The 3,585-nt window shown below is 73.9% G+C and carries 2 protein-coding genes; both read right to left on the reverse strand.

Going from position 1 to position 3,585, the window contains the following annotated elements; translation table 11 throughout:
* A partial coding sequence (locus GT354_RS37220) for a UvrD-helicase domain-containing protein (protein ID WP_161360807.1) occupies nt 1-1,819 on the reverse strand: 1,819 nt, incomplete at its 3' end.
* Between the two features lie 398 nt (nt 1,820-2,217).
* The coding region (locus GT354_RS37225) for a putative Ig domain-containing protein (RefSeq protein ID WP_161360808.1) at nt 2,218-3,585 on the reverse strand (1,368 nt) is incomplete at its 5' end.

Raw genomic sequence — 3,585 nt, forward strand, 5'->3', positions numbered from 1 at the left:
CCAGCACGCGCGCGGCCACGTCGGCCACCTCGACCGGGTTGCGGTAGTTGGTGGTCAGCTCGAACTCGTAGCGGCGGCGCTCGCGCAGCGCCTCGGCCATCGCGTCGGCCGAGGCCCGCGGGTCCTCCCACGCGCTCTGGGCGGGGTCCTCGACGATCGTCCAGGTCGCGTGCCGGCCGCGGCGGCCGAGCATGCGCCACTGCATGGGGGTCAGGTCCTGCGCCTCGTCGATGACGATGTGCGCGTACTCGACGGGCTCGTCCTCGTCCTCGTCGCGCGGCCGGCGCGCGCCGCGCCCGCCCGCCATCCGGTCGGCGTAGGTGGTGACCTCGCTGATCTCGTCGGGGGCGTCGCGACCGACGGTCTCGCCGGAGAAGATGTCCCGGCCGTCGACGACGTACGGGTTGTCCTCGTCCGGGTTGCCCTGCGCGACCGTGCGCTTGCGCGGGACGGGGCCGAGCAGACCGGTCAGTTCGTCCATCAGGGCGACGTCGTGGAAGGACACCTCACCGGTGCGCGCGGTGCGCTGCCACGTGCTCGCGAGCACGTCTACCTGCACAGGAGTGAGGTTGCGTTCCAACCGGCGCAGCCGATCGCGGTCGGCGAGGCCCGCGAGCACGTCGACCGGCCGCTGCAGGGGCCACCACGCGCGCAGGAACTCGGCGAACTCGTCGCGCGCGGCGACGTCCTCGTGGAACGAGTCCTTCTCGCTGCGCGACGCGCCGCGCTGGAGCAGCCGCGACCACAGCTCGGTCAGGATCTGGCGGGCCACCTGCAGGCGTGCGGTGTTGGGGCCGCGGCGGTTCTTGGCGAGCACGTCGCGGCGGATCCGGCGCAGCGTCTTGTTGTCCAGGACGATGCGGGTGCCGCGGTGTGACACCACGAACTCGGTCGGCGCGCCCGCGGGCACCTCGGCCACGGCGCGGCGCATCAGGTGGACCATCTCCCCCGCGCCCTTGAGCCGGGCCGCGGCGGCGGAGTCGTGGTAGTGGGCCTCGACGCCGTCGACCATGTCGCCCAGCGAGCGCAGCACGGCGCCGCCTTCGCCCAGCGAGGGCAGGACGCGTTCGATGTACGCGGTGAAGCGCGGGTTGGGGCCGACCACGAGCACACCGCGCGAACCGAATCGTTGCCGGTAGCGGAACATCAGGTAGGCGACGCGGTGCAGCGCCACGGCGGTCTTGCCGGTGCCCGGGCCGCCGCGCACGATCACCGAGCCGTCGATGGGCGCGCGGATCGCCTCGTCCTGTTCGCGCTGGATGGTGGCCACGATGTCGTGCATCGAGCCGTCGCGGGTGCGCGAGAGAGCGGCCAGGAACGCGCCGTCGCCGACGATGACCATGTCCGCGGACGCGGCGTCGGGGTCGAGCAGGTCGTCCTCGATGTCGACCACGGAGCGGCCGCGGCAGTGCAGCACGCGGCGGCGTACGACGCCCCGTCGGTCGTCGGGGGTGGCGCGGTAGAACGCCTCGGCGGCCGGGGCGCGCCAGTCGACGACGAGCACCTCGCTGTCCTCGTCGCGGATGCCGATCCGGCCGATGTGGCGGATCTCCTCGTCGAGCTGGTCGAGCCGGCCGAAGACGAGGCCGTCGTCGGCGGCGTCGAGCGAGCGGGCCCACAGTTCGGCGCGGTAGACCATGACGTCACGCTCGACAAGGGCCGCTCGCGTGCCGACCTGAGCCTGCCGGTAGCCCTGGCGCAGAAGCGCCTGGGCCTCGTCGCGCATGTGCTCCAGGCGCGTGTAGGAGCGGTCGACGTGGCGCTGTTCCGCGGCGAGCTCGCGTTCCTTGGCCTGGGGGTCGCCTGCCGGCGCGGGCATAGTGATGCTCCTTGTGACGTGACACAGGTCGACGCCCACGGTGGACGCGCGCCGATGATCGTATGTCTCACCGGCGTTGTCCCCCGCGGACCGATCCGCCCACGGGGGTTGCGGCTGGGGTCGGGGGTCGTCCCCCGAAGGACACAGTATTCGTGTCGGGGTCACGTCTTGGTGACAGCGGGGGCCGCGTCTTGGTGACAGGGCCGGCCGCGGCTGGGTGACAGCGCGGGCGGCGGCCCGGTGGAGGGCGGGCTGTGACCTGGGTGGAGGGCGGGCTGCGGCTTGGCTGGAGGACGGGCTGCGGCTTGGCTGGAGGGCGGGCTGTGACCTGGTGACAGCGTGGGCTGTGGCGCCTTCGGAGCGCTCCGGGGCGGTCCGAGAGCGTCGTCGGGGTCGGGTCACACTCGGCGGGCGCGCAGCCTGCGGACGGCGACCACGACGCCGATCAGGCCCACGAGGCCGAGCATGCCCCACAACCACATCGACACGTCGGGCCCGCCGTCACTGTTCGCGGCGTCCGGTGTGAGCGCGGCCTTGACGGGCTCGGCCGGGGGCGGCGGCGGGGCGGCCACGGTGATCACGAAGCTCGCCTTGGACTCGTGCTTGGCCTGGGCGCTGTCGGAGACGGTGGCGGTGAACCGGGTCTGCCCGGGGGCCGAGGGGGTGCCCGAGAGGGTGCCGGTGGCGGGGTCGAGGGTCAGACCGTCCGGGAGCGGTTCGTCGGTGATCCAGTGGTACGGGGCGGTGCCACCCTGCGCGGTGAGGGTCGCGTTGTAGGGCCGGCCGACGACCCCGGCCGGGAGTGCCGCGGCGGGCAGCACCAGGGCTGCGGCGGGCGTCGCGTCGGCGGGTGTGGACGGGTCGGATTCGCCGACCACGTTGATCGCGATCACCACGTAGGTGTAGGTCGTGTCGTTTTCCAGGCTCTCGTCGGTGTAGGTGAGCGACTCGGCGCCGAGTGTGGTCAGCGAAGGCGCGTCGGCGGCGGCGCCGTCGCTCGCGCGGCGGATTCGGTAGCCGGTGACCGGGCTCGCGCCGGTGTCGGCGGGCGGCATCCAGGTCAGTACGGCCCGGCCTTGGCCCGCGGTGGCGGATAGGCTCGTCGGCGCACCGGGCTTGGTGCTGCCGGTGCCGGTCAGCGCGATCGCGCGGTTGCCGCCGGCGATGTTGCCGGTGAGGGTGAGCGTGCCGGTGGCGGGACCGCGCTCGGTGGGCGTGAACACGATCGCGAACGTGCAGGCCGACCCGGCGGGCACGTTGGTGTTGGGACCGGTCACGCACGTGCTGCTCTTGGTGTCGATGGTGAACGGGCCGTCCACGCCGACGGCGGTCAGGCCGAGCGGGGCCTCCGCGCCCACGGTGATGGGCAGGTTGCGGGTGGCGGGCCTGCCGACGGGGCCGACCCCGAAGTCGACGGCGGTCGCGAGGTCGCCGATCGTGGCGGCCGGGACGGTGAAGGTCACCACGGCCCGGCCCGGCCCCAGCCCGCCCGTGTCGGCGAGTTGGGCGGTGGGGAACACGAGCCGGTCGACGAAGGTCCCGGTGCCGCCGGCGACCGGTGCGAACATCCACGGCAGGCCGGGCCGGTCGGGAGTCAGGGTCGTGCCGATCGCGTCGATGCGCACGCTCAGGGACGAGCCCGGTTGGACGAGGCCGGTCGGGGCGACGGCGGCGCTGCCGGTCACGGACGCGCCCTGGGCCCCGCCGACGGGCGCGGACGCCCCGTACACGGTCACCGACATCGCGGTCGCGCCGGCGGGGACGAT

Source organism: Streptomyces sp. SID3343, from assembly GCF_009865215.1.
Taxonomy (GTDB): domain Bacteria; phylum Actinomycetota; class Actinomycetes; order Streptomycetales; family Streptomycetaceae; genus Embleya.